This is a genomic window from Kurthia sp. 11kri321 (assembly GCF_001534765.1).
GTDB lineage: Bacteria > Bacillota > Bacilli > Bacillales_A > Planococcaceae > Kurthia > Kurthia gibsonii.
The window spans coordinates 585,129-611,072 of the sequence record NZ_CP013217.1 but is presented as its reverse complement, the minus strand read 5'-3'; the positions used below and the strand labels follow the sequence as shown (position 1 = coordinate 611,072).

The following is a 25,944-nucleotide window of genomic DNA, read 5'->3' as shown; positions in this document are numbered from 1 at the left end:
CTTATTTATAAACCAATGGATACAATAAACTGCTCATCTTGAATCGCAATTTCTTTAATATGTCCAATGGGAATTGCCTTCACTTTATCAAACGCATTGAGGTCAATCTGAATGACACGCTCATCATATGTCACAACGGGCGGCTTATGAAAAATCTTTTTATGCACTGTACTAAAATCAAGCGGCTTCATCTTTTTCAACTCAAACTGTAGCGCACGCCCCTCTGCATGAACAGGCTTTAAAGAAAGCGTGAAGTGAATATTTTTCGATATACCAAATTTCTTCACTTTCGTATCCCCTTCTAAAATAAGAAGCCCTTCCTCAATCTTCACTTGAAGATCCTCTACCCCTTCAATAGATTGACGCTCTAAAATCTTTTCAAACACAGACGCATTTAACAGTAAATCCACTGCCTTCTTTTCTTTGAAGTCCATAAACCCTGCTTTTAATTGGTCGAACATCTAAAAACCTCACTTCATTTATTTGTAATATCTACCTTCTTTTACAGTATAGAGTTTGTATTGGACGAAATATGACCAATTTAACCAATTAAAAAATACCTTTACCGACTATTATGAAGGCAAAGATATTTTATCTATTATTAAATCTCACAACACCATTTCAAAATCTTCTTCAATTTCTAATACTTTTCGACCGACGCGTGTCGCAATATCGGGTGGTAGTGTCACGATGACAGGATGTTCTGCTTTTAATGGCTTTTGATTCGCTGTTAGTTGAATTTGCAGCGAGTCGTGACATAAGAAATCGACGGTCACTTGTTTGTAGGCATCAGCAATAAGTAGCTCCAACCCTTCATCACTAATGAAGCGAAGTGGTTTTGCCTTCCCTTTATATTCGCCAAACCAGCTATTTCCGAACCCTGTAAGTATGACTTCATGTGCTTCTGGTACGGGCTTTGGTTCGATTGTTGCACGTTCTTTTAAGTAAATGGGTTCTCCTTGATGGAAGTGAACAATCGTTTCATGAACCGTCTGATGAATCGACTGTACTTGGCGTTCTTCGACACATATTAATTGTTTCGTATCGACTTCAAAAGCGTATAAATGCCAATCTCGGTCCACACAGCTCATATAGAGTCGCCCTTGTTCAAACGTACAAAACTGCACACGTTCTTCTAAATGAAGTGTTTCCGTTCTCGATAAAACATCGAAGGACATGAGTGAAGCAGTTTTTGGTTTTGGATAGTAAATATTTTTACCATGTGATGCGACATCATAAAGGTTCGTAAAGTATTGATAACGCTCGCTCAAACATTGCGGGTAATTCGCTTCATTCCACTGATGATCTTTTTTCATAAAAGCATCTGAACGGAGCAGGTAGCGATAACGAATTTCATGGTTCTTCATTTTCGAACCGACATCATCCCACGTCGCATCGATATGATACCAAGCGTCATCCAATTTCACCATATTCCATGCATGTCCTAAATCACTCTCACCGTCCGCTTGACCAATAACGTAATAACAAGGAATTTTTAGCTCCTCCATCATTTTTTCGAACAGTAGTGCATACGCCATACAGACGCCCTGCTTCTCATGCATAAATGTATAGACCGTAAACGGTGAACCAGTCGTATTCATCTCATATTGGTGATTGCGTACAATATAGTCATGAACAGCAATCACTTTTTCCACATCACTCATCGTATTCGTTATGAGGTCTTTTAAAATTAATTGAATCTCTTGTATCACCCATTGTTGTTCTTCTCTCGTCATACGATAGGTCATCGAAAAATTCATCTTAATACGGTTCTTCGATACATATTTGAACGAGCTCTCCTGTCTCGCACAATGTTGCGTATAAAAAGGCTCTTGTAAGTGCAGCAGTGAAAAAGCTTCTTGTAATAAATCTGGTACAGACTTTGGTAGACGTCCTTGTAAGTAGAGTGAAAACTGACGGTCGCCACGCTTCATATGTGTAACCATCGCTGGTAGTAATTGTTTCGCTGTAATCGTTGTTTGTTTTAAACCACCATCTTTTTGAAACATCTCCATTGACTCAAAATAGATGCCCATGTGTTCCCCCTACATTCGTATTTTCATTCATTATACACTAGTTCTTTTATAAAGACTTTTTCCAATATTAGGTTGTTTTTAAAATCAACTTCAAGTAAGCTAGAAGTTAAATGGAAAGGAGCTATTACTATGAAAAAAATCATCGTTCTTTTCATCGCCATATGCTGCATCATGAACCTTACTACCCTGAATGCCGATGCAAAAACAAAAAACATCACATTACAAGAAGTTAAAAAGCAAGTGACACAAAATAAATTACCTTATGCTATCGCAAAGATTGGTGATCCGTATAAGAAGTTTAAAGGGAAAAAACATGCGGGACTGCCTTACTATGCTAAAGAACGTGGTTCGTCCTTAAATGTTTATGGTTATGCGAATAATAGATATTTTAAAACGAAAGATACGATTTTTACTTATATTTTAAACGGGAAACAAAAAACAAACAAAGCGACGGATAAAGTGCGTGGTATGCTGCTCTCGACTCCTCAAAAATTCACAAAAAAACAAGTGACACAAACTTTCGGAAAGCCTGTTGAATATGAAGCGTCAAAAAATGGAGCAAATTATGTTTATTTTTACAATGCGAATATCTTAACAATCATTAGTGAATATGAAAAAGGAAAGCCCTATACGCGATTCTTACTTATTCCATTTAGTGAATTTTCACAAGGCGGAATCTTTGAAAGTTATCTTAAATAAACAACAAAAAGCCGAAATTGCAACAAGTGCGATTTCGGCTTTTTGTGTATGCTTAAGAACTATTTATCTACCTTAAATACTTCGGTTCGATTGGACCATACGGTGGTTCTGGCTCAATATGCACATAATTTGATAATCGAATGCGAATGTCTGGTGGTAAGTTGTAATACTCAATTTGTCGCTGTCTTTGAAGGTTATTAAATCTCGGTGTTAGATCATGCCCGATTTCTTCAAAAGGTAGTCTCGTTAACGTCGAGAACTTAGCACCTGCTTCATATTCCTCGACTAATTGATCATAACGCGTATGATTTTCAATTTTATTTGCGCCATGCATTATAATGAACGTCATACAAAAACCAATTACAGCTAAAACAACAAACTTGTTGCCTTTTCTCAGCCATCCTACGATTTTTTCATCACAAATTAGTAATAAACAAATGACTAGTAACATATAAGTTAACAGCATATTTCTTGGTCCAAATGGTGTAATTAATAAAAATGGACCTAATAAAATGATTGCATATAAAAAATATGTATAGAAGTATCGTTTATGCTCATTTTTAATTTTTGATTTCCCCACTATAATTAATAATGCAATCAAATAGATACACATTAAAATAAATTCCACTACTAGTAAGTAATAAGGTAGTGATGCGGGGCTTAATCCAACTAGATTTCTAATAATGAAATACATGGCAATTACTAGTATAGAACCTACTAAATACTTTTGCCCTTTACCGATTATTGCTAATACAATCGTAAACAATACGATGAGAATGAGATTATCTTTAAAATAAAATTCACTCCAACTCGTGATCATCGTTGTGAATAATAATGTGAAGTCTAATCCTCCAACCTCGCGCATATTCCCTTCCGTATGATAGGCCGTATTAGAGAACATTATATAAGCGCCAACTGTTGCACCTATTAGCCACACAATAAATACAGCTTTCTTTTCTTTATAGAATAGTGCCAATAACAATCCAATCACTGCCATAACAACGCTAGCGACAGATACGTTTTCAACAAAAAATTGTCCTAAAAACGCGATGATCCCTACGAAAAACAACTCAATCATTTTCGGCTGTTTTTTCTTGGCAACATATAAAATATATAAAATTGCCAATAAAGAAGTATTGTAGTTTGCGAAGCCTGCTAACCAACCATATGTTTCACCATAAATTGAGATTGGCATAGATATAATAAGTAACATGATGAGTGGAATGCTAAATTTTCGATTTAGTAATAACCAAGTCACATACACGATTCCTGTATTAACTAAAGCATAAATTGCAATTCTAAATAGTAGAGAGCGCGTAATAAAAATTTCAATTATATTCCCTAAGTAACGTCCGTTGTAATAATCGAATCCATTTTCAAGTCTTGACCATCCTTCTTCAGAACCCCATGCCCAATCATCACCTGACAGTATTAATAATGAGGCAATCACTGCATAGAATATAAAGATTGATAGCCAAATGTAACTTTTCTTAAAAGTTGTAATAATCAATGCAACTGCTCCTTATTTACTCTTTCCGCTTTAAAAACGGCTTTTTTTGAAATAATATAGTTTATAATAATTGCTAATATTTGTACGATAAATACAAAAATAAATTCATTTAATAAAGCAGGTGTTCCAATGAATCCTTTTGTTAATGAAGATGAAAAAAGAAGATGGTCGTAATTAATAGAATTCAAACCTAAGAAATGAATGATTTCTTTAGAATAGGCTACGACTGCAATATACGTAATCAGCAAGTCCAAACCAAATACGAACGCTCGACCTGCTATAAACCCTGTAATTTGTTTTAATAAATCGATTGGCTTCCATTTTTGATCTTTAAAGACGAAGATTTTATTCGTAAAGTAAGCGAATAATATGGCGGTAATTTGAGCTGTAATGACTGCCCACATTGAGTTTTCAGATATGTTTACAATTAAAAATCTTGTCAAAAAATAGACTGCTGTAGTACCAATCCCAAATAGGAGATAGAGTATTTTTTCATTTTTAAATAATTTTTTCATTCTTTTTATACACTTTCTGTTTTCGCAAATCTTTGCGATAATTGAATTTTTTCTAGTTCAATTTTTTTACCTGTATATTCTTGAACAAAATAAAGCGGTCTGTTTTTCGTTTCATGAAAAATCTTCCCTAAGTATTCACCCATGATGCCTAATGAAATTAGTTGGAAACCACCAAGCAGTAGAATCAATGTGACGAGCGTTGGATAACCTGGTACACTCGTTCCGTAAATTAATGTCGTTATGAGAATATAAACCATATAAAGCATCGAACTGAATGAGAGAATTCCGCCCAATATACCTGCAATTTTAAGCGGGAATGTTGTGTTCGATGTTAAGCCATCAATACCAAGTTTTAATAAGTCCATGAATTTCCACTTCGTTTCTCCCGCAAATCTCTCCTCCGCATCGAAGTTGACTTCTTTTTTACGGAAACCAATCCACATATATAACCCTTTTGTATATCTTTGCGTTTCTTTCATTTTTCTAATACTGTCGATGCATACACGATCTAATAATCTGTAATCACCTACACCTGGCAATACTTCTACTTTTGAAAATTTAACGAGTAATTTATAGTAGATTTCGGACATTTTCTTTTTTAGAAAACTTTCGCCTTTTCGTTCATTCCTTTTTCCATATACATCAAGATAACCAGCTTCCCATTGTTCGACCATTTCAAGAATTACTTTAGGTGGATGTTGCAAATCTGCATCCATCGTAATCACTGCATCTCCTAAACAATAGTCAAAACCTGCCGCCATCGCGACTTCTTTCCCATAGTTTCTCGATAAATCGAGCAACTTCACCCTTACATCTGCTAATGTTAAAGCTTTTACCTTTTTCACACTATGGTCGATACTTCCATCATTAATAAAAAGGAACTCAAAATCATACTTTTGAGTTAGAGGTCTAATCGTTGTTGTTAGTTGCTTATAAAATGCATCGACGTTTTCAGCTTCATTGTACATCGGCACACATATTGAAATAAGCTTTTTCACTACTTACACCCTTCCATATATTGTTATATTTTAATTCTGTAACAATTTTAACATAAATTTGTTATAAATTATTATTTTTTCATTATTTAATAAAATATACATATACATGGTGTTTTATCTTATAAGTTAGCATGCATTGGCATTTGGTACACGATCTACTGTCAGCTGAGACACATCAACTAACTTTGATGTATCATATGTAAAATATTAATCTATATAATGATTTACACAAAAATAAAGATATAATAATCCTGAATTCTTATACTTTCACACATAACTCAAGTGAAATTAAGCAAAAACACCTCCAATCGCTCGGAGATGTTTTTTTATTTAGTCTTATCCATAATAGTCTGAATCATCCAATCCAAGTTCTTTGTTTTTCTCTTTGAACTTCACATTATGGGATGATACCATCGCGACTTCGCGTGCATCTGGTGTAATATACATTTTGGCGTTATTTAAAGCGAGTACAGCATCAGCAAATGCTCCTGCGATGAGACGTACTTTTGAATCGTATGTTGTGAAATCTCCTGCACCGTAAATACCCGGAATACTCGTCGCACATTTATGATCGACGACTGCACAACCATTATCTAACTCCAATCCCCATTCTTCTAACTTGCCGCTATCATATTTGAAACCATGATTGATGATGACTGCATCAACTGAAATCGAACGTTCTTCCGATGTTTCTGTATGTTCAATGAAGACTTCATTAATCGCCTCACCATCTTCACTTTGAAGACTTTTAATTGTAAATGGTGTAAGTACCTGTGCTTTAGAATTTTTCATATTCACAACGTTGCGCTCATGACCGCCGAATTCATCACGACGATGGACAACTGTTACTTGTTTAGCAATTTGCACAAGTTCATTTGCCCAATCGACAGCCGAATCGCCACCTCCAGAGATGAGTACATGCTTCCCTCTGAACTGCTCCAATTCTTGCACAGTGTAATGAAGATTCGTAATTTCGAATCGATCAGCGCCTTCAATTTCAAGTTTTTGAAGTGATAGCATGCCATAGCCAATAGCTAAAATGACTGTTCTGGATAAATGCTGCTTTCCATCATGCGTCGTAATAAGGAAATTACCATCAACTAATTTCTCGTAATCGATTACTTCTGAGTTTAAAATAATTGTCGGTTCAAAAGTATTCGCTTGATCGATTAGTTGATCTATCATATCACGGCATAAAGTTGGTCTTGAACCACCAATATCCCAAATCATTTTCTCCTGATAAATGCGCATACGTCCACCAAGCTCTGAACCTGAATCAATTAGCTTCGTTTTCAAATCACGCATTCCGCTATAAAATGCCGTAAATAATCCAGCTGGTCCGCCACCGACAATCGTTACATCATACAATTCTAAAGACATGTTGACACCTCATTATTTTTTAATTTGTTTTTCAATAGCACCTGCTAAATCATCTAGTTGAAGCATTGCTGTGTATGCATCACTCATGAAATAAGAATGAACATCTACATCTACAACATGACCATTTTTCACTGCATCTAATGTACTCCAAATTGCAGGTAGTTTTTGATTTTTCACATCTGGATTCGAAATTTTCACGATATAATCGCCCGCGTAATCGCTAACTTTTTCCCATGAAACATCTAGGCGATCGCCATCTTTATCGATAATATCTGTTTGCACACGTTTTGGAGCTTTCATGTCTAGTAGTTCATAAAGTGTGTCCCCCCCACGTTCGCCTGTTTTACCTACAACAAGTGTTGATTTTGTCGTACCTACGTCAATAATTGAAATCGTCTTACCTTCTGGAATGATTTTACCGATACGCTCTTTCGCAGCTGCTACTTTTTTTTCTAATTTCTTATTAAATTCTTTCGCTTCTTCTTGTCGATTTAAAATCTCACCCATACCGATTACTTTTTCTTGAATCGTGTCATATTGTGATACGTCATATACTACAGTTGGGGCGATTTTCTTATATTTTTCTACTGCTTCTTTATCATACGTAATAATTAAATCTGGTTTTAAATCTAATATTTTTTCCATTGAAACTTGACCATCCACACCGATATCCTGTGTTTTTTCAGTTACATATGGTTTTAATAAAACTCCGAAATCTAAAATCGTTTTAGAAGTACCAACCGGTTCGATTCCCACTGCCATTACCTCACCTAAGTTCCAATCAACTATGACACGTTGTGGATCAGACGGTACGATTACTTTTCCCATTACTGTATCAATTTCACGCGTTTTTTCTTCCTCACTAGCACTCGCTTTACCATCCTTCTCCTTGTTATTTGAACAAGCAGCTAATACGAAAATTAAACTTATCGTACAAAAAAGTATTATTAATCTTTTCATTTTAAATTCCTCGATTCTTTATTTTGTAAAAACATCTACGATTTCTTCTAATTGTTGATCTAATGAAACTGGATCACTGAAATAAGCATCTGTTTCATCAATTTCAAATACTCTATTATTCTTTACAGCAGGCAATGTTTTCCATAAACCTGTTTGCTTCGTTTTTGAAAATTTCTCATCACCTGACTCTGCAAAAATATAATCCCCCGCAAACTCTGGTAATTTCTCTACTGAAAATGAAGCATAACCTTTTCCTTTAGATGTTTCTTCTCTCACTATTTTTGGCATCGCTAAATCGAATTCACCATAAATAATTTCACCGCCACGACTGAAGTTATCTCCATATACGTACGCATTCTTACCATAAACACCTAAAAGAGAGACCGTTTGATCACCAACTACTTTTTGAACTTGTGGTTTATATTTCGCTACTTTCTTATCCCACTCCGCAATCCATTGTGCAGCTTCTTCTTCCTTATTAAAAATCTTACCAAACTCCGTCATCTCTTCTTTAAATGTCATTTCTTTTGGAAGAATTGCAATAGTCGGCGCAATTTTCTCAAGTTTGTCCAAGTTTTCAGATTGTGCAAATGAAATGATTAAATCTGGATTAAGCGACATAATCTTCTCAGGCGACTCTTCGCCACCGACATCTACGATTCCATCAATACGATTGCCAAAATATTTATTGCTAAGCGCAAAACTTGAAAGCCCTACAGGTTTAATACCTAGTTGTAATGCATATCCTGCGAAACTATCAGCTGTAATAACAACACGTTTCGGATTTTTAGGAATCGAAATTGTACCGTTTTTCGCTGTATAATCGACCATCTCCACTTTGTCTGAAGATGATTTTTCTTCTTTTTTATTTCCACATGCTGCAAGTACAAAAATTGCCACAATTAACACCGCTAACCAACTGAATTTCTTACGACTCATCACACGAATACACGCTCCTCATTTTTCTCTTCCGTTAATTCATATGGCAGACATAGAGGTTTCCCTGTGCGAGGATCCTCGAGAATATCCGCCTCAATATTGAACACTTCACGCAAAACTTCCTTCGTCACAACTTCTTTTGGATTACCGCTACTTACAACAGTCCCCTTCTTAATGGCAATGACATTATGCGCATATTTCGTCGCATGGTTGAGATCATGGACGACCATGATGATTGTACGACCTTCCACTTGATTCAAATGTTCAAGTAATTTCAATACTTCAAGCTGATGCGCCATATCTAAAAATGTCGTTGGTTCATCTAAAAATAAAATATCTGTCTGTTGCGCCAACGCCATCGCAATCCACGCGCGCTGTCGCTGTCCACCTGATAATTGATCAACTCCACGGTTGTAGAATTCACCCATTCCTGTAACATCAATTGCCCAATGAATAATTTTTCGATCTTCTTTCGTCAATGATCCTATCCCTTTATGATGCGGAAAACGACCATAACTAATTAACTCATACACCGTTAAACCATCTGGAGCACTAGGGTTCTGTGGCAAAATCGCTAATTCCTTCGCCACTTCTTTCGTAGATTTTTCATGAATCATTTTTCCATCAAGAGATACCCCGCCTGATTTTGGTTTCATTAGTCGAGCCATTGTTTTTAAAATAGTCGATTTCCCCGAGCCATTCGCCCCAACAAGTGCTGTAATTTCTCCTTGTGGAATTTCAATATTAAGATTATTTACGATAATATGGTCATCGTATCCAATTGTTAATTCATTTGTTTTTAAACGTATTTCCATCTTGACTCCTCCTAGAGTTGGAATTGTGCTTCGTACAGTCGACTATAATTTCCGCCAGTTTGTAGAAGTTCCTCATGAGTCCCTTGTTCTTCTATGTCATCTTTTGTCACAACGATTATGCGATCCACATCACGAATCGTAGCCAATCGATGTGCGATAACAAATGTCGTACGTCCTTTTGATAGCTTACTTAATGCTAATTGAATTGCCATTTCTGTCTCAGTATCAAGTGCAGAAGTCGCTTCATCTAAAATTAAAATTGGCGGGTTTTTCAAGAACATACGTGCAATCGACAGTCGTTGTTTTTGACCACCTGATAACTTCACGCCTCGCTCGCCAATCATTGTCTGCATGCCTTCTGGTTGCGCATGAATCAATTCTTCCAACTGCGCTTGTCTTGCAGCTTCCCAAATTTCCTCATCTGTCGCATCCAATTTTCCGTAAGCGATATTATCTCGAATTGTGCCGTCAAATAGAAAGACATCTTGTTGCACAATACCAATTTGATTCCGTAAAGATTCCTGCGTCATTTGGCGAATGTCGATACCATCAATCGTAATCGAACCACTAGTAACATCATAAAATCTTGGCAATAAACTACAAATCGTTGTTTTACCACCACCTGAAGGTCCGACGAATGCGACCGACTCACCTTTGCGAATTTTGAAATTCACTTTATTTAATATTTGCTTGTCATCGGTATAGCCGAAACTCACATTGTTATAAGCAATCTCACCTTCCACTTTATCAATCGTAACGGCATCTTTCGTATTTTCAATTTCCTCCGGTGTATCCAATAATTCCATAAATCGTTTGAAGCCTGCAATTCCTTTAGGATACGTCTCAATAACAGAATTGATTTGATTAATTGGTCCAATGAAAATATTTGAAAGTAAGATGAACGCCATAAATTCACCGAAAGTCATTTTATTATTAATTACGAACCATGTGCCGCAAGCTAGGACAAAGATTGACACACCTTTAATTAAGAAATGACTAATCGACGCATTCCATGCCATCACTTTATAAGCGATTAATTTAGTCGTTCTAAAACGCTCGTTATTTACTGCAAATTGAGTGATTTCATGATTTTCGTTTGCGAATGCTTTGACAACACGAATTCCACTTACATTATTTTCAACTCGTGCATTGAAATCCGCAATATCACGGAAGAAACGGTCGAAAGTTTTCGACATCTTTTTACTAAAGTAAATTGATAGAATCAGCAGGAATGGAATGACAATGAATGTTAGAATCGCCAATTGTGGATTAATCATCATCATCAAACCGAATGCACCGATAAGTGTCATAAAGGCGATGAATAAATCTTCTGGACCGTGGTGAGCAATTTCACCAATATCCATTAAGTCATTCGTCATACGCGATACGAGATGACCTGTTTTATTATTATCGAAGAAGCGATTTGGTAACATTTGCACTTTATTAAATGCTTGTTTACGCATATCCGATTCGATATTGATACCGAGCATATGCCCCCAATACGTGACGATGTAGTGGAAAAATGCGCTCAATAAGAAGATACTCATTAATACAAGACATGCCGTTAAAATAGTGGACCAATTACCTGTTGGTAAGTAGTCGTCAATGACACGATTCACTGCCAAAGGAAAGGCCAGTTCGACAAGTGCCGCTAAAATCGCACATGTGAAATCCGCTATGAAAAGCCATTTATACGGTTTATAAAAAGCAAAGAATTTTTTTAACATCGTTACTCCCTTTCAATCCTTATTATTTCGATTTAGCTAGTAGGTATAAAAAATAAGGTGCGCCAATACAAGCGACTACTATACCAGCTGGTATTTCAGATGGTTGTATAATCCATCTGCCTAATGTATCTGCCATCAATACTAATAATCCCCCTACCAATGCTGTGCCAGGAATTAAAAACTGATGTTGTGGTCCGATTAAGCGACGTACTAAATGAGGTGCGATTAAACCGACGAAACCAATTCCACCACTAATTGATACGGAAGAAGCTGCTAAACCAACTGCTGCCGCTAATAATAAACGACGCTCTCTTTCCACATTTATACCAAGTCCGAATGAAATAGGGTCCCCCATATTCAAGACATTTAACACTTTCGCCTTGTACATGACATATGGTAATAGGATAAGAAAGAATGGTAGAACTGATACAACATACTTCCAATTTGACCCCCAAATACTTCCTGCCATCCATTTTGCTACAAAATTATATTGTTCTGGTGATAGTTTCAAAACAAGAACAATCATCGCTGCACTGATTGCTGCAGCAATCGCAATTCCTGTTAGTAATAGTCTTGTCGGTGATAGACCGTCGCCTTTTTTGAATGCTAACATATAAATAACTGTCGCTGTGACACCTGCACCAACCCATGCTAATAAAGGTAGTAACATAACTGATGATGTTGTTTCAATTGGTACGAAGGCGATATAAAGTACAACTGCCAACCCCGCACCTGCATTAATTCCTAAAATCCCTGGATCTGCTAACGCATTTCTCGAAAAACCTTGCATAACACAACCCGACACCGCTAATGAAGCACCGACTAAAATCGAGATGATAATACGAGGTAAACGGAATTCGAATAAAATTAAATCTTGTTGCGCTGTACCATTACCAAATAAAGTTTGAATCAATTCACTCGGCGATAATCGGATAAACCCAGTATTCATACTAATGATGAATGTTAAAAAAATAAGTATTGCGAAAGTAAGGAGTGTAACCGTCGCCTTTTTCTTACGCTTTCGGTCAGCTCTTGTATAATCAATTGTCGTCATTACAGTTCTCTCCTCTCTTTCCTCGCAAGATAAAGGAAGAATGGGACGCCAATTAATGCAATCAATGCACCAATCGGTGTTTCATAAGGAGCATTAATTGTTCTTGCAACTAAATCGGCTAGTACGAGCAGAACTGCACCAATAACCGCCGAACATGGAATGATGAACCTGTAATCCACGCCAACAATATAACGCGTTAAATGCGGTACGATTAAACCGACGAAACCTACTGCACCAACTACCGATACTGCTGAACCCGCAAGCATTAATACGATGATTGTACCTGTTACTTTTACAACAGTTGTATTCATCCCTAAACCTGCTGCGACATCATCGCCAAGACTTAGTAACGTTACTGATTTCGATAAAATAATTGCGCCAATAATCATGATGACTACTATTGGTACCATGACTTGAAGCTGTGCCCAGGTTGTACCCGCAACACCACCCGCATACCAGAATGCTAAGTCTTGACCTACTCTAAAATGAAGAGCAATTCCTTCGCTTAATGCACTGAATAATGCACTCACTGCTGTACCCGAAAGGATGAGACGAAGCGGTGTTAATCCCCCTCTCGCAAGTGAACCTACGCCGTACACTAACCCTGCACTAATTGCTGCGCCAAAAAATGAAAATAAAATTAAATAATGATAAGGTAAGCTCGGGAAAAAAGCGAAACTGATTGCCATTACGAGAACCGCACCCGCATTGATGCCAAGTAACCCCGAATCGGCTAGTGGATTTCTCGTCATTCCTTGCATAATGGCACCTGCTACCGAAAAACTTGAACCAACTAGAGCTGCACCGATAATTCGTGGGAATCGTAAATCACGAATGACTTGATGATTACTATTCGTCGCATCATAATTAAAAATCGCCTCTTTAATCGTCGCTAAGCTGACGTCTGCTGCACCATAGGCTAATGCTAAAAACATACTAATTACCAAAAGGATTGAACCAAAAATAAGGACAAACGTTGCTACAACTGGTCTTGCATAGATTTCTCGATCTTTCTCCATCACTTCATCCATATGTACTGCTACTCTAGCCATAACTCTCTCAACCAACCACCTTATCAATAATGATTCTCATTATCATTTAAAAAAATTTTAGAGAATCCTCATGTATTTTTATTAAAAGGACGGTCATCTCTTGTGTTGTTCCTTAACTGATAACCATTTTCAATTGTAGCAAGACAATAGTATAAAAAACATAGTCGAATGTAAGCTATACGATATGGACGATTATAAGATATAGTCGCCCTCTGCTAGTTTTTTCACTTGAATATCCAATTGATGCTCCAAAAAAGCCCCTTCACTTGCCCAAAAATCTTCGAGTTGTAAAATATACACTTTGCTATGATATTTCGTCCGAATCGCTTCCCAATATTTCGATTCCTTCAGTCGTAGCCCTTGTTCCGCTGTATGCACAATAACTAACATATGATCTGCCACATACGACGAAATTAAATATTCATCGATGACCAAATGTTTATGTGGCATCAAAACATCTTCTTCAATCGACTTAGGTACTTTCAATTCCAGTTGCTTATAAATATTGTAAGCACCTCTCGCAGATGAACGCCATACACCTACCTGATTATTTTCACGCAGTTCAAATACACCAACTGTTTCACCCGCTTCAATTATTGGTTTCAGTAATTCTTTCCCTCTCGCCACCTTTTCCTCATAACGTGCAATCCAACTTGCCGTTTCTTCCTCACGTCCGAGTAATTTTGCAATGATTTTCGCCTCTTCTAAACGATCCCAACGATCCCATTTCAAAATGAAGACAGGTGCAATTTTCTCCAACTCCTCAATTAATTTCGGATGTGTATATAAATAAGAAGGCGCGATAATCAAATCTACATCCAAAGCCTTCAACTGCTCAATCGTCGGATAATCATCGCGCGGTACAAGAAATGCATCACCCAGCTCTTGGACGAAATGAGGTGGAATATTACCCGGCCAATTCAATGTGCCTACAGGTTGAATACCCGCAGCTAATAAATCTCCTGTAAATTGAAACGTAAAAATACGCTTCTGTCCTTTGAATAATCTGAATTCAGTAGGTGACAGCCCCGTCTGTTTCCGAAATTTCCGACTAAAATACAATGAATCTTGATAACCGATTTTTCTTGATACTTCTGTAATGGTATAACTCGAATCCAACAATAATACCTTCGCCTTATCCAAACGAATATGCGCTAAATAATCTGAAAAACTCCAACCTGTTTCTGCTTTAATAAGCTTTGAGAAATAATTTTGGTGGTAGCCGAAATGATTTGCTACCTCATCACGCTTCAACGGTTTATTCGAATTAATTGACACATAATCCAATACCGATTGGAATGTCACTTCGGTCAATTGACTTTTTTGTAATTTGAACTCCTCTTCAATCGTAAATAGTAATTTATAAAGTAAATGTGCCTGCTCACTTTCTTTATTCGCTTGGTATAACGCTTCTGACACTTTGCGCACTTTGTTTGAAGATTTATGATAAACTAGCCCATTGTAGTTCACATATTCTTTTGATAACTCATATGTAAGTTGAAAATCTTGTCGATTTCGCAATTTATATTGTTGAAAGCGATAAATCCTATAAACGAATGGCTGATCTTCCTTATTTTTCAATTCCATACGCAAACCTAAATTACCTATAAAAATGGATGTATTTATTAATGGAATATAGCCATTCAATTGTGCCGTTCCTGACATTACCACCAAAATTACATTCGTCGCCTCCGTAAACTGTATCTGACTCTTCTCCTCTAAAATTCGCTCTTCCACACCTTCAAATCGACTCACTTGCTCCATAATCGCCATGTCCCCTTCTCTAATTGATTATAATTATCATTTACATTCTACTTGTTAAAGGTTGGAAAGACAATGTAAGGTTATTGGATTGATAAAATTGACATAAAAAGAGGCTTTATCTGAAGAAGAGCTCATAAGGTGGCTTCCCTTTATGACACAAATTTCGGGTAACACCACGATGACCATGACTCAAATTTGCCTCGTTAAATCACCTCGATAAATGGCTCTGTAGATTGTGTTAAAACTAATCGAATAATCGGATTTTTCGAGCTTTAAAGGATTTCTTTCTACTAAAATTGGGCTTAAAGTGGAAATTCAAGCTATAATAATCGACAAAAACCAAGCCACTTTGAATGAGTTTGATTTTTGTATGTTTATTTCTCTTTTAAACTGTATCCCCTTGCACAGGCTCTACTCCACCTTCAAATCGAATGCGTAGCGAATTGGCTTGCTCTATATGTGGACAATCCATTACTTGAAAGTGAATATGAGCTTCAGAAGAATTCCCCGAGTTGCCACAAAGCGCAAGTAACTCACCACTTTTTACTACATCGCCTTGTTTCACTACGGTACTATATTGCTTCAAATGGGCTATCAAACTATATTCTCCTTCCGCATGTTCGAGAATGATATAGTTTCCTAAAAAATCTGCTTCATTCATCTCACCTACTGGTTGGTCTGGAATATGCTGAATGACTTGAAGTACTTTTCCGTCTAATGGAGCCACTACTTTAGCTCCAAAAGCAAAATAATCTTCATTGTGTATTCCTTCATTTTTAAATGTTTGATGATCGACAACACGTATTAAATCATACGCATAGCGCTGATGAGGATAGAGATAATGGTAATTTTCAAATTCATTCGTACCACCCCAAAATATAAACCATTCGTCACAAATAGGCATGTGATATGTATTTTTTGTCCACCGATGATCTGTGTCAAATTGATAGTAAGGACGCAATGTAAAGCCCTGAATCGTTCCTTGTAAATCAGTCATGATGTGAACTGCTTTTTCACACTGTTCATCAACAAAAAGAATTTGAATCGAATGAAGCAGCTTTTTTTCGTATTGACGTTTTAATGCGCTAACTCCTTTTAAAAAGCTGCGACACATTCTGCTAAAACGCCAATAGGAAATCTGCTTTTGAAAACTCTTTGATGTGCACTTATAATATTTTTTCCATTCGCCTTGTACAAATTCCACTTCAAAGTCTGGTAACATCCACTTTCATCCTTCCGTTAAAAACTGAATAAACTTCTCTACTTCCACTGTGCGTACTTTGGTTAAAAGATAGGTCGTCGAAATCGGTGGTGCGATGGCTTGTGCTGGGATTGTCATGACTTCGTTCATTTCTTGAATCATCGAATACGGTAGGTAGGCACTTCCAAGCCCTGCTTCAATGAATCGTTTTGTTACTTCAATTTGATTCACTGGCATCGTTCGAACGAGAGGATAAGCGTGCTTTAGTTGCTGCAAAAATGCATCGCTACAATGCGGGTGGTTATGTGTCATAATACGGTCTGTCTGCATAACTCGCTCCTCATCCCAATCTCCTTGTCTTTTCTTCGACGTTAAAAGCATCGGTTCTTCATGTATATGAAGTGCTTCAATACTCGGTTGAATCGGTAGAATACGTGCTAATCCAAGATCAGCTCGCCCTGAACTCACCTCTTGTCCCACGTCATAAGAGGAGACAATATTCGTTATGACCTCAATTGTTGGATTTTCAGCCATAAACTGCGCCAACCATGTCGGTAATAATGATGCCGCAATTTGAGGTGCAACTACGATAACAAGCTTCTGTTCATACCCCTGTTTCCATGATTCAAAAGCTTCCATACCTGCTTCATATTCGGCGAGTAAATCATTCGCAAAGGTATAAAATCGCTTCCCCGCCGCTGTTAATGTGACGCGATTACTCGTGCGATGAAATAACGCTGTATGAATGACTTCTTCTAAACGCTGAATATGTTTTGTGACGGCTGGTTGCGTTAAAAATAATTGTTCTGAGGCTTGCCTAAAATTTTCACACCTCGCTGTTACAACAAATGTTTGTAGCCATTTAATTTGCATAGAAACCCCTCTTTACGATAACGAATCGTTATACTAAAACGCTATTTTCTTGAATGTTCTTCGGTATATTTTTCCATTATACTCAAATGAATCACAGCGAATCAATAAGGAGATGGAAAAGATGACCAAACAAGATTACTGGAATGCGACGCGTTATGATACGCAACACGCCTTCGTTTCACACTACGGAAAAGATATTTTGTCACTATTACAACCACAGCAAGGCGAGACCATTGTAGATGTAGGTTGTGGTACAGGAGACTTAGCGCATGAACTTTCAAAACAAGATGTTCATGTGATTGGCATTGATGCTTCACCAAATATGATTGCCACCGCAAAAGAAAAGTACCCACACATTCCATTCTATGTACAAAGCGCAACACAACTAACAGGCTTTTCAAATGTAGATGCAGTCTTTTCAAATGCGACACTACATTGGGTGAAAGAGCCACTCACTGCTCTACAAAGTATGTACGCCATTTTAAAATCAGGTGGAAGATTCGTCGCTGAATTCGGCGGCGCGCACAATGTCGAAACGATTACACATGCCATCATTGATGAAATCAGGCATGCTGGATACCGATTTGACGATGCACAGTTCCCCTGGTATTACCCAAGTATTGCTGAATACACAACACTAATGGAAGCAGCAGGTTTTCACGTCACATTCGCCGAACATATCAATCGCCCGACACCACTCCAAGGTGACGAAGGCTTACGCAACTGGATGTATATGTTTGCGGACGGATTATTTGAAGGAATTGAAAAGAACGCGAAAGACAGGATTATTAAGAAGGTGGAAGAACGCCTGCGTGATGTACTGTGGCAAGACGGGAGATGGCTAGCGGATTATAAAAGGATACGTGTAGTGGGGGTGAAGTAGATGGAGATGAAAAAAACAAGAATCGGATGAATGATTCTTATTTTTTTATGTTGGCAAAATTTGTTGTTATTTTTCTTTTAATATTATAATTATTTAAAATAATATATGGTGTTCTTCTAAAGTAAACGATTTAGCGTCTTTTATAAAACCCTATTTATTAAAAACGTATAAAAAACTCTTTTATTATTAAGGTTTTTTTCTAAATTCATAATACGAACATGTTGAACTACAAAATACATTGCAACTATTAAAAATAAAAAATTTGTTATGATAAAAGCTATATTCTTTTTATCTTCATCTCCTGAATAGATATTAGTAAAGATTGAAATACAGGTAGTTACTATTGCTAATATAAAACCTAGACTACTATACCATCCATTCATAGCTTCTTTATCTCTATTTTCACCTCTTTTAAAAGTTGAAAGCATCGACCAAAAAGAGCTTTTAGCTAGGGTTTTGTCCTAGTCTCTTTTATTTATACAAAAAAGTGCCAAAACCCTTATATATCAAGAATTTTGACACTCTATGAAATCATATGATTTCGTAGTATGGAGACGGCGGGAGTTAAACCGCTTTTTGTAGAAATGTTGATATATCAATACTTTGGAGCGGTTTCAAATCTTAATTTTATTTATTAGCTACCAATTTAGCTACCATACATTAAAAATATGCGTTGTAAGAGCAATTTGGGAGGTGATTATTCACCTTCTTTTTTTATACCCCGCTATGTTTGAAATAAAAAATACCCTTACTTTGTAGATAGCAAGGGTAATCAACCTTTACATACAATCACCCAAAACTTAAAATTCAAGTGAACTATAATTTATATATTCTTCAAAATATCTTTGTAACCTGTATCGATCCCTATTTTATCCATTCTGTTCTTAGGATATTTCAACATATAATCTAATGCCGAATTCAAATGAACATCGCTTGTTTCTTTCTTAAATTCCCCAATAAGTTTACGAAGTCTATTGTCTGGAATATCTTTATGAAAATCTCCTATAAACTCTTTATCCTCAAATAATTTGAGGAATTCCTTAATTTCTTTAATTGAAAAATTTCTAATAAATTCCTCATAATATGGAATAGCCCCTTCATCAACCCCTTCTCTACGACCGTTCCCATTACCGACATAACACACTACAATTGTTTTTACAAATAGCTTTCTTACAGAATCTGGTATACCATTAACAGGTAAAGAATCGGCTATCGACTTTGCATGCACACTCTCATTATAGAAATTATTAAATTCATAATGTGCTGATCTTAAATATTGCAATTTTTCTATTAATTCTGCGGCTAAACTATCATCATCTTTATATTGTACCCCATCAACAATTTCTAAAAATCTTTGTGTTGCTTCTTTTTTTAATGTTTCCCCATTTTTTCTGTACAAGCCAAATTTAGCTCCAATTGCATATTTAACATCTTTCGACGTAGCTTGCCAAATCCCTTTAGCTAAGCCTTCGATATTATCTTTAACCGATTGTTCTTGTCTTTCATCACAAAATAGACCATGGATAGAAATTATGAAATCGTCTAATCTTTCTTGAGGTTGCTTTTTCATATCTTCAGTAATAATTTCATAATCCTCAGTTGGTATCTTGTGTATTCTTATATTTGTCAAGAGCGTTTGAATTTGAATAACTGAATGATCTGGCTTAGCTATAATTGCATATTTTAAACAATTTTCAAGTAAGCCTAACATTTCAATTCCTGTTATCTCATTCTGATTTGGGTGTGCTGAACTGGCATGATTTCTTAAATAATTTACATGTTCTAATCTTTTATGATTAATATCATTTAACAAACCTATTCTTCTACAAATTTCTAGTAAATCATGTTCTGATACCACTTCAAAATCTTCGTAAGTTGATAATTTCTTATATTTACTAGATAGCTCTCCAGCAATCGTAAAGAAATATTGTAAATCAAATTTATAAGCCATTTTTCTAATTGCGGTTACTGTTTCATTCCACAAAAAATTTAAAGCCCCGTCAAATAAACCAACTGTAACCGCAACTGCAAATTTAGATAAATAATATGCCTTTTCTTTTTCTTCAATAGGTAGTATGTCTAAAGTACTTTGTAATGAATAAATTACTTTTTTCCTTTCCTCCGTAGACACTAAAACATCCTCAGTTGGTAATCCAATATATTCCAACATATCTGCTAATGGCTGATTTAATCTTGAAACAGATGTATCTATAGATTCTAATGAGGCACCATCCTTTATAATATCTATCTTAGGATAGCTCGTATATTCTATACCTGTTAAGTTTTCTGTCATTTTAAAATCCACTCCATACATCATTATTTTAATACAATTATATTCATAAAATACAAAATATTCAATTTATAATAAAATTCTCATTTTAATAAAAAAACACGTTAGTAATTAACGTGTTCTACTGCCCAATATCTTGTTTGATTTTTATTTCCGTCAAATCGTTTTCTCTGCTGCTTAATTCGATAATTAATGTTGTATTGTTCAAAAAAATCATTAATTAAATTAATGCTAGGGATTCCATCTTTAATTCTTGTCTTAATCCCGCTCTCTTTCATCTTCAAACGAAACTCCATTTTCTCCTCTTTTGTTATTAATATGAATATTTTCGAATCCTTTAATAATACGTCCAACTCTTTTTCAATCTTCATTTTTTCCAAACAAATAATTGGGACATTGGGATACAATTCATTTAACAATTTTGTGTAGGAGTTTAAAAGCTGTTCTGATTCATAAAATTTTTCTTGAAATGCTATTTTCTCTTCCAAACACTTCATTGTAATTGGATTACATTCTCTCATTGCTATAATTCCATCTAATTGATCTCTTTCTCCAATACAATAATTGTGTCTTTTACAAATTTGTTCGTAATCACCATACACCTTATAATTGCGTTTCATCTTTTTTAATCTTTCTTTCATTTTATTAATAATTTTTTTATCAGTTTTTTTCATAAGAAAGATCAAATCAACATAAAATTCATCTTGATTTTTCACTCTGATACGACTTGCAAATTGAATAATTGTACTTTCCGTTGGCAAATAACTGTAACTCACTAAATAATTTTCTTCAGCAATAATATTTATTCCTACTTCCATCGAAGAAGTGGCTATTAATGCTTCACAAATCATTTTTTGTGTGCCCACAATTGCTTTTCTTACAGCTTTATCATACGCATTCATAATTTGGTTATAATCTTGTCGATGAATTGATGCGATGTTTGCCACTGAATTTCCTATATTATTTTCTTTATAGTCTTTAAAGTTCTTTACTTTATCCGTCAACTCAAAGTTTTTATCTCCATTTCTTATACAATTTCTTTTAAATTCATCGAATTCTATTTCATTTCCTGTAACGTATATATTTCGAACGCAATGATTCATTTTATTCACTTCACGTACTGTTTTTATTTTTCTGTTCAAAAAAGGCTCAAGTTTTTTAAATCCTTTTGGTGTTCCTGTTAATACCAATATGATTCCTTTAAAATGATTGAGATATTCCACAAATAATACTGGGTTAATATCAAAATCGCTTGAATCAAAAATTAAATGAGCTTCATCAACGACGAGAAAATCATATTCCATTCGATGAAATGGCAACGAATAATTTTTCTCTATTGAAGTCGTTACACTTTGATACATTGCTATCTCCATATGCTCTTTTACTTCTTCTAGATGTTCGTCAATTAACTGTTCTTCCAAAGTAGACCGATTGCATAAATATAAAATTTGTTTATCCTTCAATGCCGCATATTCGTATAGATTCGTCATAATAGCAGTTGTTTTACCGCTTCCGCATTCTCCACCAATCAGATAAATATATTCATTGGTGAATCCTTTTATTTTTTCTTTTGTTAATTCTTTGCTTATATATTTTTTCATATTCTACTCCTTTAAATGGTTGAGACAAATATTTACGAGATTATATATATAGTTAAAAATTTGTCTCATTGACTCCTTTATATATAAAGAAAATCAAAAATAAACGATTTAATTTTTTTATTTTGGTTGTTTTTTATTTTTTTTGGTATACAACGCTCTTGAAATTATTTTTAAGGAGCAAAAAGAATATGCCAAATTTTAAAAAAATCGATCAAAAAGTTTTAAATGTCTTAAAAGAAAAAGCAGAATATCATGATGTCATCTTGAAATCACCAATAGGAATAAACACTACTCAAATCGCTAAGGAATTAGAAATGAGTCCAAATGCATTAAATAAAAAGCTTCATGATTTAAAAATCATCTACCCAACAAACAAAAAAATTCTTCTTGGGTACTTTATGCTAAATATCAAAATAAAGGTTATCAAGTTTCTCGAACAAGAAAAAACTCAAAGATTGATTTTCTTTGGACGCAAAAAGGACGTAAGTTTATTCATTCAGTAATTGCCAATACAAAGTATGAAGAAATCGAAACAGAAACAAACCATCAACTTTCATTCAGTGATTTATGGGAGGACTGGAAATGAATAATACAATGCTAGAAGAAATTAAAAAAATATTTATTACCTTACAAACAAAACCACCAAAAGAATGGCTTTCCTTAAAAGAAGCAGCAGAATATGCGGGTGTATCTTACAATACTTTTATCAAATTTCGTGAAATGGGATTGCGTGTTGCAGAGGTCGAAGGAGTGAAACGTGTATCCTGTAAAGAAATTGATAAATTTTATGAAAATCACAGCTTTTAAAATAAAGAGGAATTGTCTTTGGTATCTACGGAGTTATAATAGATATGAGAGGTAATTCCTCTTCTTTTTATTGCTCTTACAACGCAAATCAGAAGGAGAATTATCATGACAAAAAATACAACAACGATTGAAAAATACGAATTAAAAAATGGTGAAAAACGTTACCGCTTCCAAATTTACATTGGAATTGATCCTTTAACTGGCAAGCCAAAAAGAACAAGACGTTCAAATTTCAAAACCCAAAAAGAAGCAAAACTTGAATTAGCAAAAATTAAATTACAAATTGATAAAGGCACTTTCTTTAAACAAGTTGCAGAAACTTATTTAGACGTTTATAACCTTTGGGTTAAACAATATGAAAAAACGGTTGAAGAAAGTACCTTTGTAAAAACAATGGGTATCTTTAAAAATCATATTTTACCTGCTATGAGTGATTACAGAATTGAAAAAATCACAATCGATGTTTGTCAAAAGCACGTAGATGAATGGGCAAATAAACTTAAACACTTTCAAAAGGTAAAATCGTACGCTGCAAAAGTAATGAATTTTGCCATTAAACGTGGATTCATTCAAACAAACCCATTTGATTATGTAGATATGCCTGTCGCTTTAAAAAAGAAACAAGCAAGTATGGAAGAAGCGGAAGAAAATTTTTATACACGTGAAGAATTAATCAAGTTTTTATCTTGTTTTGAAAAAGAGAAAAACGTAAAAGCCTATACACTTTTTCGCCTCCTTGCTTATAGCGGTATGCGTAAAGGTGAAGCCTTAGCACTTACATGGAAAGACTTAAATTTCACACATAACAAAATCGTTATTAATAAAGCTATCTCACGTGGAAAAGATAATCAATTATATTTAAAACCCCCAAAAACAGGCTTTGCTCGTACAATCAAAATGGATCCTCAAACAATGGAAATTTTAAAAGAATGGCGTAAACAACAAAAAGAAGATTATTTCAAACTAGGATTTAATACAAAATCACCTAGCCAATTAATCTTTAGCAATGAACATAATGAATTTTTACAACCAACAAAAACACGTAAATGGATTGTACAAGTTCAAAAGAAATACAATCTTAAACCAATTACGACACATGGATTACTTCATACACATTGTTCCCTACTATTTGAAGCGGGAGCAAAAATTAAGGAAGTGCAAGATCGTTTAGGACATAGCGATATTCAAACGACCATGAACATCTATGCTCACGTAACAGCTAAAGCAAAAGAAAGTGCCATTCAAAAATTTGAGGAGTATTTAAGTATTTAATTCATAGTAGCAGCTACGTCTTTAGCTACGTCTCATTGATACTCATTGAAACTTCATGAAATTAAAAAAGTGCCAAAACCCTTTTATATCAAGGATTTTGACACTCATTGAAACCGTATGATTTCGTCTTATGGAGACGGCGGGAGTCGAACCCGCGTCCAGAAACTCCAGTACTTAAGCTTCTACGCGTGTAGTTTGTCTACTTGCAAGTTCACGTGACAGTATGCCGACAAACAGGCGTCGTGTACGCTAACCTTGAAATCTCTTCTGTTAGACTAAGGTGGCACCTAACAGCGTATCCCACTATAAGTGAGCCTAAACTACGCTACATGGGCGATAGGGTAGATAGGCAGTTTCAGCAGACTAGGCTGCGAAAGCTAAGTTGTTGTTTGTTTTGCCAGTTATTATATAACTTCCGTTGGTGACGAAGCCGAGACCTCCGACGCGCAACCTAAGCCGAGATATCCCTGTCGAATCCGTAACGTCCCCCTGATATAAATTCCAATCTACTACGCAATACTTTGTCAGCTGCCCTCACTTACTTCAGTCATGTACAAACGTACACTCCTTCGCGCGTTCTGTGGCTTTCGCGTCTTGCTTGTATCTTGAAATTTCTATATGATTTTTTTCATTGTGTCGGTAACACCACGAATTTTTCATATGTCCGTTCCAATCTACTGCGCAATGCTTTGTCAGCTGCCTTCACTTGCTTCAGTCATGTACAAACGTACACTCCTTCGTGCGTTCTGTGGCTTTCGCATCTTGCTTGCATCTTGAAATTTCTATATGTTTTCTTCACAATGTCTATGACACCACGAGTTTTTCATATGTCCATTCTTACAGCTAGTATTGGGTGATTGTGAATTTTTCATCCAATGGGCAACATCGTCAGTAGAAAGCGTGTGCCTTCTCAGAGTGCAGATTGGATGATCAAGGTTCATTCGGGATACAGTTGCAAAGTGGCAACTGTAGAATCAGAACGAATCTGATACTGGCTTGATTACTTGAATATTATATGACAAAAATGGTCAAACTTCAAGGGAAATGCCTGTTAGTATTGATTTTTCGCTTTAATTGCTCGATCCATGTTTCGTTTTGCTTCTTTTGCTTTTAGGTCGTGGCGTTTATCGTATGTCTTTTTCCCTTTACCTGTACCGATTAATAGTTTGGCAAAACCGTCTTTTAAGTACATTTTCAATGGGACAATTGTATAACCGTCACGTTTTACGTCTAAGTTTAATTGGTCAATCTGTTTGCGGTGTAATAAGAGTTTACGTGTGCGTAATGGGTCATGGTTGAAGATATTCCCTTGTTCGAATGGGCTAATGTGCATGTTTGAAATGAATGCTTCACCGTTACGAATAAGCACGTAGGAATCTTTCAACTGTACTTTCCCTTTACGGATTGACTTAATCTCAGTACCCGTTAGGACAATGCCTGCTTCAATCGTTTCTTCAATCGCATAATCGTGATTTGCTTTTTTGTTTTGTGCAACGACTTTTCCTGCACCCTTTGCCATGTGTACCACCTCAAATGTGAGCTGCTCCTGACAAATAATTTGTCAGGAG

Annotated in this window: 23 protein-coding genes, 1 other RNA gene and 1 pseudogene; 6 read left to right on the top strand and 19 right to left on the bottom strand. The window is 35.6% G+C overall.

Going from position 1 to position 25,944, the window contains the following annotated elements:
• Positions 1-5: 5 nt before the first annotated feature.
• Complete coding sequence (locus tag ASO14_RS03165) at positions 6-461, bottom strand: hypothetical protein (protein WP_068451324.1); 456 nt, start codon at positions 459-461, stop codon at positions 6-8.
• A gap of 147 nt (positions 462-608) precedes the next feature.
• Positions 609-2,036 carry a transglutaminase domain-containing protein gene (locus ASO14_RS03160; protein ID WP_068451321.1) on the bottom strand — a complete coding sequence of 476 codons (1,428 nt, stop codon included), beginning with the start codon at positions 2,034-2,036 and terminating at the stop codon, positions 609-611.
• Between the two features lie 129 nt (positions 2,037-2,165).
• Here ASO14_RS03160 and ASO14_RS03155 point away from each other — a divergent pair, with 129 nt between their 5' ends.
• On the top strand, positions 2,166-2,735 hold the full coding sequence (locus tag ASO14_RS03155; protein ID WP_068451318.1) for a hypothetical protein: 570 nt from the start codon (positions 2,166-2,168) through the stop codon (positions 2,733-2,735).
• Between the two features lie 67 nt (positions 2,736-2,802).
• Here ASO14_RS03155 and ASO14_RS03150 read toward each other — a convergent pair whose 3' ends face one another.
• The 13 genes from ASO14_RS03150 to ASO14_RS03090 form a co-directional block, all read right to left on the bottom strand.
• Positions 2,803-4,245: a hypothetical protein gene (locus ASO14_RS03150; RefSeq protein ID WP_068451315.1), complete on the bottom strand. Its 1,443-nt coding sequence runs from the start codon at positions 4,243-4,245 to the stop codon at positions 2,803-2,805.
• Positions 4,242-4,760 (bottom strand): GtrA family protein, encoded by a 519-nt coding sequence (locus tag ASO14_RS03145; RefSeq protein WP_068451312.1) that lies wholly within the window; start codon positions 4,758-4,760, stop codon positions 4,242-4,244. The genes ASO14_RS03150 and ASO14_RS03145 overlap by 4 nt, the downstream gene beginning before the upstream one ends.
• A 5-nt stretch (positions 4,761-4,765) precedes the next feature.
• Positions 4,766-5,728, bottom strand: coding sequence for a glycosyltransferase family 2 protein (locus ASO14_RS03140; protein WP_068457229.1), 963 nt, complete (start codon positions 5,726-5,728; stop codon positions 4,766-4,768).
• Between the two features lie 366 nt (positions 5,729-6,094).
• Positions 6,095-7,138, bottom strand: coding sequence for an NAD(P)/FAD-dependent oxidoreductase (locus ASO14_RS03135; protein ID WP_068451309.1), 1,044 nt, complete (start codon positions 7,136-7,138; stop codon positions 6,095-6,097).
• A gap of 12 nt (positions 7,139-7,150) precedes the next feature.
• The gene (locus tag ASO14_RS03130; RefSeq protein WP_068451307.1) at positions 7,151-8,098 is read right to left on the bottom strand and encodes an ABC transporter substrate-binding protein; all 948 of its coding nucleotides are present in this window, start codon (positions 8,096-8,098) and stop codon (positions 7,151-7,153) included.
• Between the two features lie 18 nt (positions 8,099-8,116).
• The gene (locus ASO14_RS03125; protein ID WP_082701541.1) at positions 8,117-9,037 is read right to left on the bottom strand and encodes an ABC transporter substrate-binding protein; all 921 of its coding nucleotides are present in this window, start codon (positions 9,035-9,037) and stop codon (positions 8,117-8,119) included.
• A complete protein-coding gene (locus ASO14_RS03120) occupies positions 9,037-9,852 on the bottom strand; it encodes an ABC transporter ATP-binding protein (protein ID WP_068451300.1) in 816 nt (271 codons plus the stop codon). The genes ASO14_RS03125 and ASO14_RS03120 overlap by 1 nt, the downstream gene beginning before the upstream one ends.
• An 11-nt stretch (positions 9,853-9,863) precedes the next feature.
• Positions 9,864-11,579: an ABC transporter ATP-binding protein gene (locus ASO14_RS03115; RefSeq protein ID WP_068451297.1), complete on the bottom strand. Its 1,716-nt coding sequence runs from the start codon at positions 11,577-11,579 to the stop codon at positions 9,864-9,866.
• A 22-nt stretch (positions 11,580-11,601) separates the two neighbouring features.
• Complete coding sequence (locus ASO14_RS03110; protein WP_068451294.1) at positions 11,602-12,633, bottom strand: FecCD family ABC transporter permease; 1,032 nt, start codon at positions 12,631-12,633, stop codon at positions 11,602-11,604.
• Positions 12,633-13,685, bottom strand: coding sequence for a FecCD family ABC transporter permease (locus tag ASO14_RS03105; RefSeq protein ID WP_068451291.1), 1,053 nt, complete (start codon positions 13,683-13,685; stop codon positions 12,633-12,635). Before ASO14_RS03105 ends, ASO14_RS03110 begins: the two co-directional genes overlap by 1 nt.
• A gap of 192 nt (positions 13,686-13,877) precedes the next feature.
• Positions 13,878-15,449, bottom strand: a complete 1,572-nt coding sequence (locus ASO14_RS03100) for a helix-turn-helix domain-containing protein (RefSeq protein WP_068451288.1) — start codon at positions 15,447-15,449, stop codon at positions 13,878-13,880.
• Positions 15,450-15,834: 385 nt separating this feature from the next.
• Positions 15,835-16,671: a M23 family metallopeptidase gene (locus ASO14_RS03095; RefSeq protein WP_068451285.1), complete on the bottom strand. Its 837-nt coding sequence runs from the start codon at positions 16,669-16,671 to the stop codon at positions 15,835-15,837.
• A 6-nt stretch (positions 16,672-16,677) separates the two neighbouring features.
• Positions 16,678-17,523 carry a LysR family transcriptional regulator gene (locus ASO14_RS03090; RefSeq protein ID WP_068451283.1) on the bottom strand — a complete coding sequence of 282 codons (846 nt, stop codon included), beginning with the start codon at positions 17,521-17,523 and terminating at the stop codon, positions 16,678-16,680.
• Positions 17,524-17,644: 121 nt separating this feature from the next.
• Here ASO14_RS03090 and ASO14_RS03085 point away from each other — a divergent pair, with 121 nt between their 5' ends.
• Complete coding sequence (locus tag ASO14_RS03085; protein ID WP_325943565.1) at positions 17,645-18,406, top strand: class I SAM-dependent methyltransferase; 762 nt, start codon at positions 17,645-17,647, stop codon at positions 18,404-18,406.
• An 823-nt stretch (positions 18,407-19,229) separates the two neighbouring features.
• On the opposite strand, the gene ASO14_RS03075 is transcribed toward ASO14_RS03085, so the two are convergent.
• A complete protein-coding gene (locus ASO14_RS03075; RefSeq protein ID WP_068451274.1) occupies positions 19,230-20,699 on the bottom strand; it encodes a hypothetical protein in 1,470 nt (489 codons plus the stop codon).
• Between the two features lie 101 nt (positions 20,700-20,800).
• Positions 20,801-22,297, bottom strand: a complete 1,497-nt coding sequence (locus tag ASO14_RS03070) for a DNA/RNA helicase domain-containing protein (protein WP_068451271.1) — start codon at positions 22,295-22,297, stop codon at positions 20,801-20,803.
• A 188-nt stretch (positions 22,298-22,485) separates the two neighbouring features.
• Here ASO14_RS03070 and ASO14_RS03065 point away from each other — a divergent pair, with 188 nt between their 5' ends.
• The 4 genes and pseudogenes from ASO14_RS03065 (at position 22,486) to ASO14_RS03055 (ending at position 24,376) form a co-directional block, all read left to right on the top strand.
• The gene (locus ASO14_RS03065) at positions 22,486-22,800 is read left to right on the top strand and encodes a phage antirepressor KilAC domain-containing protein (RefSeq protein WP_068451268.1); all 315 of its coding nucleotides are present in this window, start codon (positions 22,486-22,488) and stop codon (positions 22,798-22,800) included.
• Positions 22,743-22,883, top strand: a pseudogene (locus ASO14_RS15310) (hypothetical protein); the annotation flags it as partial. The gene ASO14_RS03065 and the pseudogene ASO14_RS15310, both read left to right, overlap by 58 nt.
• Positions 22,880-23,104 carry a helix-turn-helix domain-containing protein gene (locus ASO14_RS03060; RefSeq protein WP_082701357.1) on the top strand — a complete coding sequence of 75 codons (225 nt, stop codon included), beginning with the start codon at positions 22,880-22,882 and terminating at the stop codon, positions 23,102-23,104. The pseudogene ASO14_RS15310 and the gene ASO14_RS03060, both read left to right, overlap by 4 nt.
• A gap of 105 nt (positions 23,105-23,209) precedes the next feature.
• The gene (locus ASO14_RS03055) at positions 23,210-24,376 is read left to right on the top strand and encodes a site-specific integrase (protein WP_068451265.1); all 1,167 of its coding nucleotides are present in this window, start codon (positions 23,210-23,212) and stop codon (positions 24,374-24,376) included.
• A gap of 128 nt (positions 24,377-24,504) precedes the next feature.
• On the opposite strand, the gene ssrA is transcribed toward ASO14_RS03055, so the two are convergent.
• Both ssrA and smpB read right to left on the bottom strand, forming a co-directional pair.
• Positions 24,505-24,865: a transfer-messenger RNA gene (gene ssrA, locus ASO14_RS03050) on the bottom strand.
• Positions 24,866-25,427: 562 nt separating this feature from the next.
• Positions 25,428-25,895, bottom strand: coding sequence for an SsrA-binding protein SmpB (gene smpB / locus ASO14_RS03045; RefSeq protein WP_068451263.1), 468 nt, complete (start codon positions 25,893-25,895; stop codon positions 25,428-25,430).
• Positions 25,896-25,944: the final 49 nt, after the last annotated feature.

What these genes read in the sequence shown, in the direction of transcription:
- ASO14_RS03165 (WP_068451324.1), bottom strand. Translation starts at nt 461, where the DNA reads ATGTTCGACCAATTAAAAGCAGGGTTTATGGACTTCAAAGAAAAGAAG.
- ASO14_RS03160 (WP_068451321.1), bottom strand. Translation starts at nt 2,036, where the DNA reads ATGGGCATCTATTTTGAGTCAATGGAGATGTTTCAAAAAGATGGTGGT.
- ASO14_RS03155 (WP_068451318.1), top strand. Translation starts at nt 2,166, where the DNA reads ATGAAAAAAATCATCGTTCTTTTCATCGCCATATGCTGCATCATGAAC.
- ASO14_RS03145 (WP_068451312.1), bottom strand. Translation starts at nt 4,760, where the DNA reads ATGAAAAAATTATTTAAAAATGAAAAAATACTCTATCTCCTATTTGGG.
- ASO14_RS03140 (WP_068457229.1), bottom strand. Translation starts at nt 5,728, where the DNA reads ATGTACAATGAAGCTGAAAACGTCGATGCATTTTATAAGCAACTAACA.
- ASO14_RS03135 (WP_068451309.1), bottom strand. Translation starts at nt 7,138, where the DNA reads ATGTCTTTAGAATTGTATGATGTAACGATTGTCGGTGGCGGACCAGCT.
- ASO14_RS03130 (WP_068451307.1), bottom strand. Translation starts at nt 8,098, where the DNA reads ATGAAAAGATTAATAATACTTTTTTGTACGATAAGTTTAATTTTCGTA.
- ASO14_RS03125 (WP_082701541.1), bottom strand. Translation starts at nt 9,037, where the DNA reads ATGAGTCGTAAGAAATTCAGTTGGTTAGCGGTGTTAATTGTGGCAATT.
- ASO14_RS03120 (WP_068451300.1), bottom strand. Translation starts at nt 9,852, where the DNA reads ATGGAAATACGTTTAAAAACAAATGAATTAACAATTGGATACGATGAC.
- ASO14_RS03115 (WP_068451297.1), bottom strand. Translation starts at nt 11,579, where the DNA reads ATGTTAAAAAAATTCTTTGCTTTTTATAAACCGTATAAATGGCTTTTC.
- ASO14_RS03110 (WP_068451294.1), bottom strand. Translation starts at nt 12,633, where the DNA reads ATGACGACAATTGATTATACAAGAGCTGACCGAAAGCGTAAGAAAAAG.
- ASO14_RS03105 (WP_068451291.1), bottom strand. Translation starts at nt 13,685, where the DNA reads ATGGCTAGAGTAGCAGTACATATGGATGAAGTGATGGAGAAAGATCGA.
- ASO14_RS03100 (WP_068451288.1), bottom strand. Translation starts at nt 15,449, where the DNA reads ATGGAGCAAGTGAGTCGATTTGAAGGTGTGGAAGAGCGAATTTTAGAG.
- ASO14_RS03095 (WP_068451285.1), bottom strand. Translation starts at nt 16,671, where the DNA reads ATGTTACCAGACTTTGAAGTGGAATTTGTACAAGGCGAATGGAAAAAA.
- ASO14_RS03090 (WP_068451283.1), bottom strand. Translation starts at nt 17,523, where the DNA reads ATGCAAATTAAATGGCTACAAACATTTGTTGTAACAGCGAGGTGTGAA.
- ASO14_RS03085 (WP_325943565.1), top strand. Translation starts at nt 17,645, where the DNA reads ATGACCAAACAAGATTACTGGAATGCGACGCGTTATGATACGCAACAC.
- ASO14_RS03075 (WP_068451274.1), bottom strand. Translation starts at nt 20,699, where the DNA reads ATGACAGAAAACTTAACAGGTATAGAATATACGAGCTATCCTAAGATA.
- ASO14_RS03070 (WP_068451271.1), bottom strand. Translation starts at nt 22,297, where the DNA reads ATGAAAAAATATATAAGCAAAGAATTAACAAAAGAAAAAATAAAAGGA.
- ASO14_RS03065 (WP_068451268.1), top strand. Translation starts at nt 22,486, where the DNA reads ATGCCAAATTTTAAAAAAATCGATCAAAAAGTTTTAAATGTCTTAAAA.
- ASO14_RS03060 (WP_082701357.1), top strand. Translation starts at nt 22,880, where the DNA reads ATGAATAATACAATGCTAGAAGAAATTAAAAAAATATTTATTACCTTA.
- ASO14_RS03055 (WP_068451265.1), top strand. Translation starts at nt 23,210, where the DNA reads ATGACAAAAAATACAACAACGATTGAAAAATACGAATTAAAAAATGGT.
- smpB (WP_068451263.1), bottom strand. Translation starts at nt 25,895, where the DNA reads ATGGCAAAGGGTGCAGGAAAAGTCGTTGCACAAAACAAAAAAGCAAAT.